We start from the raw sequence: 8,061 nt of genomic DNA on the forward strand, positions 1-8,061 counted from the left end.
AAAAGGTCACTGAATGCCAAAAATAGATTTAATCACCCCCTCTACTTGGACAGTCTTCACTCACCGCTCATCCCAGTCTAATTCAGAGAAGAGAAAACGATAGCATTCGTTAGCATCAAAGCCACATTTACGTTTTTAGGCTAAATGCAGAAGTCTGTAGCACCCCCAAATATATAAGAACGATTTGCAGGAGTTTCTGTAGCGGGTATGTTGAACGCCTCAAAAGATGAGCACACGGCTACCAAGGCACCCTCGCAGTTGTCAGTTCACTTTGAGGGAATGTTAGATATTCACATTAACCTGCAACTTTTCAGACACAGAGTTTCGAGTCCTGCCAGATTTAAAACTTGCTTTCCCTAGCAAAATTTTAAGAGCACCATTTACAGACCGCCACATCAAACAACTATTTCTTCCCTGTTAAAAACAACTCTACAACGCTTCCTATTTCTTTTAAACTCAGCCATTACACCCCTAACTTCTGGCCGAACATCTCGAACATCAATAGACTCAAGACTCTTCAACTCTAAAAAGCTTAAAATTCCTTCCATTGAAATAGAACTATCATCCAGAACTATACTAGACACATGCTGATACCCGCTAGCTTGTTTTAGGTAGCTAAGCAACTTATCATCTGCAGCATCCCCCATTATCGCCAAACGAGTAGATATACTTTGCATTTCAAACCATTCCCACCCCTTCCACAAATCAAAACTAACCCGCCCCTGTAAAGAGTTTGCTTTTTCGAAGTAGTTTCCATTCGCTAGAATAGCGTAAACTCTCCCGGTGTCACCAACCCCAACTCTATACTTAAAATTATCTTCACTATATAACTCCAATGATACAGGCACACCATTCCGCCATTCATACTCTTGTGAAAGATCATTTTCTTGAATAACAAGAAACTCTATATCCCCGTGATACGTCCAATTAGCCTCATGCAGAAGAACTCCTCCATTATAATATTTTTCAGCAACACAGACATCTTTATCAAACTCAAAAACGGTACCATTAAACGGCTCACCTTTATAAGAAACAGGCTCACTACCAGAATCTAAAAACGTTTCTTCTATACATATATCCGAAAGAGAAATCTTTGACCAATAACAATTTTTATATTCATTCTCGATACATCCATTAACTATTACGTCGCCTCTCAATCGCCCTTCTGGCAGCAGAAAAAAAGCCAAACCCGTGAATATTTCTTCTTTATAAAAGAACACCCCTCCATTATTAGTTAGCCTCTCAGCTTTAATTCTCAGCATTATTCTGCTCCTTTATTAGTTAATATTTCAAAAATGGAAGAGGGTAGTATTCCACTGCAATTCTGGCAAGCCTCAAAATCTTTCCCTTTCTTAGCAGGATTAGTAGTGATATTAACAGTCGCCACCTGAATTTTTTCTTTCAAGGTTAGAGAATGTTTGCTAAGTTGATTGAACAAATCATTGGCGGCTCTCACTTCCGCGTGAAGTCCAGGCAGTCCATTATCTGTACTGAATATCTTCTCGCCTGCTGAGCCAATATATTCTCTTATAAGAATTTCAGCATTAGTGCTAAGAGGCGCAGGATTCTCCTCTGCCAATTCATACAGCTTACGGACTTCATAAATGTATTTATCTACATCTGTAATCTTAAATAACGTAGTCTCCCCCTCAATCAAGCTTGCTCCTTTAAGGCCCTTTACATTTCCCTTTAAATTCGTAAAAAAGTCACTAAATACCCCTAACTCTGGTAAGCCTACTTTTGCAACAGCCGCCAATCTACCACGAGCTGATTTAGTATGAGCAGCCATCAACTCATACGCCTTATCCCTAACACTCTCGACCAATTTTTTACCAAACTCTGACCTTAAGAGAGATACAGCTTCACTTGTCGTAGTCTCTATTCCTTCTTTAATCGATTTACGAGAGGGAAGCCCCGATCCGCCACCTTTACTTTTAATATCACCAATCGAGCCGATTTGATTTCCAGATGAAATTGACCCAGAACCCTTAAACTCGACTTTTCCTACTCCAGACCTCTTTGCGCCCGCGAACATCATGAAAAGATTGCCAAATGCCTCTCCAGCTCTTTCGCCATCCCCAGTAATAACGCCGGTCCCCAGCTCATACCCAAACGTATAAGGTGCAAAAATAATCCCCGCAGCCATCTCGAGCAGTATGTCGCCAGTACCGGCGCCACCCGCTACAGATTGCCCCATAGCGCTGGTGTAGTTGATATCTTCTGGTGCATTTCCTGTCAGTAATGACTTCCCAAAATTCCAGGCCACCTGCTCTATGTCATACACCATTGCTAATGGTTCATACACTGCGGAACCTAGCGCCTTCGCAAAACCAATTCCGAACTTACCAACTTCTCCTAGAACGCCTCCGCCCTGCTCGTCGCCAATTACGCGCCCCTTATCTATCACTACAGTGGTACCCAGCTGCGATGGCCTTTTTAATACATCAAAAGCAGAGCTCGGCAAAGGATCGTCAATATTTTCCAGACCGTTGTATAAAGCCTTTAACTCAAACTCGTAATCCGTCCCTTTAATTGACTCACTAACTTGGTTTGAAGTTTTTACACCACCACTAGATACTCCGATTAGAGCTAAATCTCCTAAAGCACTCCCAACAACCCCCGCTATCATCCCCACATAGTCAGGACGATAGTCTTCGCTGTCATAAACAGCGGTCCTCACTGCTTCAGACACGACTCCCGACGTTATTCCGCTTATCGCTGAATAGGATAGAGGTGTGCTCAGGGGGCTCGGCATCCAGCTTTGCGCTTCCAGTCCACTGTGAAGAATGCTGCCTGTTTTACCAAGTCCGGTTCCTCCCATAATGGCGCTCGTCGCCAGACTCGCGGCGACATCTCGCCATCTGAAGTGGGTCTCTTGGTCGACGAGTTTGCCTGCGGCGTAGTTTGCGCCTACCGCCGTTAAAGCTTTGCCGGCGGTTGCCGACCAAGATATATCTTTCCCCCACCCCATGTACTGGCTGATCCCGGCTGTAGCGGCGGCGGTAAGCCCTCCGCGTAGCGCAGACCGGAGTGAAAAGTGGTCCTGAAGGTCCAGCTCTTTTGCCGCAAGCTGAGAAACAGCACTGCCGGCAAGGCCGCCGACAAATGCCCCCGCCGCTGTTGCAAAAGCGCTTGCGCCCGCTGTTAGCGTGGTTATGGTAGCGCCGCCTGCGCCTATGCTGGTAACGGTAGTCATGCCGGCAGTGAACAGCGCATCACCAACGACGCCCGCCAATGCCGGAGCCACTATAGCGGTTACGGCGATTGCGATAATCATTACAAATATCGCAGCGCCAGCGCATTTGCCCTTCTTGGGCGGAGGCGGCGGTTCAGGCAGTGTCGGCGTCGTATCCCCCAACGCCAGACCAGGATCGTAAGGCCTGAACGTTGACGCATTATTGTGGATGTTCGTTACCACGTTCGGGACGACCAGATTCAGGTCTGCTTTTAGATCCTGATCTCCTGACAACCCATTCGCGTCAGCAATCAGATACCAAAGGCTGGCGTCGCCCCAGAGTCTTGAAGCAATCGTCGCCAAAGTGTCGCCACTGTTTACGCGATAATATGTCGGCGCCTTACCCGGATAGTTCGAGTTTATAGGCTGGAAGTTTTGATCGAAGTCCGCAGAGGTAACAGGGACTATTCGCTTCAGATTTGAGTACCCAATCTTACGCTTAACATCCCGATTGAAGGTAAAGTGCCCCTCTTTTCCAACCGGGATCGTCACCTGCTCCTGGCCAACAACGTGTTCTGTATCCGGCATGTTAGCCAAATGCTGAACATAGTCAGTGCGAGATGGAACATCATCACTCCCCATATCGCCTCGAACAATACCGTTCAGATAGAAGAATTTGCGTCGGACCGGCGCCTTACCTCCTTTTTCCTCCCAGTCCACTTCATCCCGGAAAAGTATTTGCCCATTATGATTATTGACGTAACTCAGGCTACGGTCCGCTGCATGGTCGTATACAAACAGATTATGGCCGTTGGCGTCGTATGCGTAATACGAAGTTCCTGGTTTCCAGTTATCTACGCCACTCTTTGTAGCCGTGATGGTAACTTTACTTTCCTTATAAGTATCCCAGCGGTCTTGAGAATCATAGAAATAGTCAGTAACACTATTCGCATCATCGCCACTTCCTTTAAACTCCGTTTGACGCAGAGTCTGTCCGTCATTTAGATAGTGATATTTAATACTTCTATCGACAGCGCGGCTATCAGCGACAGTAATCTTACTTTCTAATAGACGGTTATCAGCATTATAATCATAGGATTCTTCACTGACTTTGAACGTCTGAACGTTTCCATTATATTTTTCGTACTTATACTCGGTCTTCTTTTTCGTTCTTCCTAACGGATCAATGTTCTCTCTCCGTGAGATTAAAACATACCCACCATCAAAGTTTGCGCCAGTAGCATCTTTAAATTTTTCGTCATATAACCAGATGGTTTCCAGGTTGCCTCTTTCGTCATAGCCGTATTTCTGCCGAACCTCTTGTGGAGAACCGCTATTTTCGGATAGTTGCGCGCTATCGCTACTGAGGCGACGCCCCATAGCGTCATACTTAATAGAATATCCCGTATTCCCGGCGCCTATCGTCCGCACGCCATTAGCAGCTTGATTTAACGCCCCCATGGTAACCAGGAAGCGATTCTCTTTATCGTAGAGATAAAAGAAATCCTGCGTTAGCTTATTTTCTCCATATTTATCGCTTGAAATAGCCGCATTGTCATATTCAGCTTTCACCCGGCGACGATTGCCTACCGCGTCATAAAAGTAATTGAGCTTGTAGTCATAATCATCAATTTCATAGACACGATTTAGCGCATCATATTTAGCCGTCACATTTTGATAAGGAAGCGTGTCGTTTTCGAGCCCACCCGCCAAATCAGAAAATGGCTTACTACGATAGGTTTCTCCAACGACATTTCCATTGGCGTCATACCGAAATTCAGTAAAGCTTTTAGCCCCCTCATCAAGTACTTGATGCAAACTTCCATTTGCATAGTACTTATACTCAATCTTTTGTGACTTACGCTGCCTCACCCTATCGGCAATTCCTGTGTCTGTAGGAATGATGCTATCAGAGTAGTTAAATGCTGTATTGCTGGTTTGCTTTGTTAACCAGCCAGCTTGGTTATACTCATAATAGAATTCATGCCCCCCCAGGTCCTTGTGGTAGCGAATTTTTCCAAAATAATCGACATCATCGGTTAAAAGGTGATTCGTTCTATAGTTAGCGTTGGTTTCTGTATTTAGACCATTTTCCGTCGTTTTTCTGAAACCGCCAATGCCGCCAATTTCAGCGTCATAGGAATATTTATAATAAGTTTCTCTTCTTTCCCATTTGGCGCTGTTGTTGGAGATATCGCCATCGTCGAAGCTGATATGCTTAGTGATACGTCCTTCACCGTCATAAAAATACTTCTGTTGAAAGTTCGCCGCATTAGTATGAGTGATCCTATTGCCAGCTTCGTCATAACTATAACGCTCACTGGAATATGACGAGCCCTGGAGATAGTTGCTGAGAGAGCTAAATTGACGAACCTCCTGCAAACGGTTCGCTTTATCATAAATGAAAGAATGATAGCGACCCAACTCATCGATCATTAAACGCTTATTGCCTAACTGATCGTACTTATAAGTCTTCTTCGCTCCCATCGCATCTACTTCAGACGCGACTTGTCCTGCAGCGTACTCCTGACCACGATAAAATGCTGTATCGCCTTTCCATTCATTGGAATACCCCGATTTCTGTTGATGCAGATAGCTGTTCGCATCTTGACTTGCGACGAGGTTATTCTGACCGTCGTAATAGTATTTAGTTACAGGATGGGCGTTTAGCGACTTCAATGAACTATTAGAATCGCTTGCGGACTCAGGCCCATGATCCTGATATACAGCCACTTTCGGATCAACTTTATAAGTAAGTCTGCCTTGAGCGTCATAGGCCATGTGAGTGGCGTTACCGTTACCATCCACCTCCTTTACAATCTCGCCAAACGCGTTGTATCTCTGACTGCGGTGAATTTGATAACTTGACTGTTCACCTAACAACCAACTAACGCGGTAATTTTGGATTACACTTCTCTGCTCAGGGCTCTCTAACTTCCAGGAGCCGCCTATATTTTCTGACGATGTTGTCTGGGCTGACTCTGTGTGTGTTTTCTTAGTTACTACGTAATTATGAATAAACTCATACTTATAGCCATCTACATTACCAGATCCCATTCCTACATAAACGCTGGCTGAAGCTCTATTTTGAACTCCCCCTTGTGCGTTACGTGTTTCATAATCTAACTGATATGCCCCTTCAGAAAGCGCAAAGTAAAATCTCTCTTTATATTTTATAGCCCGCCCGCCTAACTCTGCGGATTCAACAAAACTAGTACTTGTAGCTGAACCAGTTTTTCTCCCTTCCTGAAGAGAATAGTTATATACGCCATCAAAAACTTTAACATTACTTATGCTTGGAACATAAATACTAAAACCTACTGTCTGACCAGGAAAGTCATTACGACCAGACCTTTCGACCCGCCCTACATGGGTGAAAACAATACTTTGCTGCCCCGGATTAACTATCTTTTCCTCAACCTTCTCAGAACTGGAAAACTTTATTTTTAGCGGAACCCCAAGCCGTTTAAGCTCAGGAGGAATTTCAACTGTATATGAGTTACTCCATCTTGCGGTAGTTGGCCAACCGTATTTTTCATCCGCATATACAACATCTTCTTTTCCGTTGATTGTGACTGTGGTTTTACTTGGAAGCCCATGATCTTTTGGAGCAGAAAGCGAGCCCACTATTGAATCTAGAGTATTTGGCTCACCGATAATCAACATACCAAACTCAGTAGATTTAGATACCTTCGTCGTTCGTCGCCCTTGATTTAACGAAAAACTATAACTACCTTCAAATAACTTCAAACCACCGAGTGATGGAACATAAATTTTAAAGGAGACAGTTTGATCATGAATCCCCCCCTTCCCGACACTCCCATTATGTTGAAACTCAACATAGTCAGAAATATTGGTCGGCACCCCTGTGTCAACCAGCTTAGATCCGTAATAAAAGTCGACTTTTAATGGGAGCCCTAATTCTCTAAGTTGCTGTGGAATTTTTACTTTATATAAATTTTTCCATATTGCCGCAGTAGCTTGACCATATGTTCCTATAGCATGTGTTACATCTATCACTCCTTCTATTTCCACCACATCCCTGCCAATAGCCTTGGCCTCTCCTTTTTTTCCGCCCACCTTCACATACTCATCAACAACACTTCTTTCAAGCCTGACTCTCTTAGTGTCATGAGTGGTTTTCATAGGGGCCGTCACTGTCACAGTTCCGCCACGCTCATAACTGATCAATACGTGATAACTGTTTTCCTTCTCCTCGATTTTAAGACTTGAAAGCGCCTCCGCGTCCAACTCAAGATCGGATTTGAAGGTAAATTCCTGTGTCTGTACATCACGATAGATATAATAATTGTGGGTTGCCCCTACTGGCTCAGCGGCTCGCCAGATACGAACAGTTGTTTTGACATATTTATTTTCATTTGCAGGATCTTTTTCCACCCTCTGCGCTTGCCAGGCGGAGTCATAGCTATTGGTAGCGTTACTTAATGCAACGTCACTTAAGCCTTTACCTACTTTTGTTAATTCATACTGCAACGCCAGGGCAGATTCGACCTGAGTCAAATCAAAGCCATCAAATCCAATCGGAGTAGTAGAAGAACTTGTGCCTGGAGCACTGGAATAATACCCAACATTCTTTTCGTTATACTCTACCGTCGTTTCCTCTTTGACATCCTCCCAAGCTGTAAGCCCAGGCTGAGGCGCCTGCGTTCCCAGCAGTCGTTGCCTGTACTCCTCAAAGTCGACGGTTGAACTCCAATTCTTATCAACCTCCTCTTCCGTCAAGGAAGCGCTCAACTGGCTGTAATCATGAGGCGCCTCAAAGGTGTCCGTCTGGCGGTTGCGTTCGTCATACACGCTGACTTTCATCTGCGTCTGCAGCACGCCCAGCGCCTTCACCTGCTCCGGCGACGTCAGCGTCGCCAGGT

Annotated in this window: 2 protein-coding genes; both read right to left on the reverse strand. The window is 44.8% G+C overall.

Translation table 11 applies throughout. The features are described 5' to 3' along the window. Positions 1-395: 395 nt before the first annotated feature. Positions 396-1,262 carry a hypothetical protein gene (locus KP814_RS26590; protein ID WP_216739620.1) on the reverse strand — a complete coding sequence of 289 codons (867 nt, stop codon included), beginning with the start codon at positions 1,260-1,262 and terminating at the stop codon, positions 396-398. Continuing rightward, a complete protein-coding gene (locus KP814_RS26595; protein ID WP_253938653.1) occupies positions 1,262-7,918 on the reverse strand; it encodes a LysM peptidoglycan-binding domain-containing protein in 6,657 nt (2,218 codons plus the stop codon). The genes KP814_RS26590 and KP814_RS26595 overlap by 1 nt, the downstream gene beginning before the upstream one ends. Positions 7,919-8,061: the final 143 nt, after the last annotated feature.

It is taken from the genome of Hahella sp. HN01, from assembly GCF_018986435.1.
Lineage (GTDB): Bacteria > Pseudomonadota > Gammaproteobacteria > Pseudomonadales > Oleiphilaceae > Hahella.

Bases quoted from the DNA above. Each gene is read 5' to 3' on its own strand.
- KP814_RS26590 (WP_216739620.1), bottom strand. From the start codon at position 1,262: ATGCTGAGAATTAAAGCTGAGAGGCTAACTAATAATGGAGGGGTGTTC.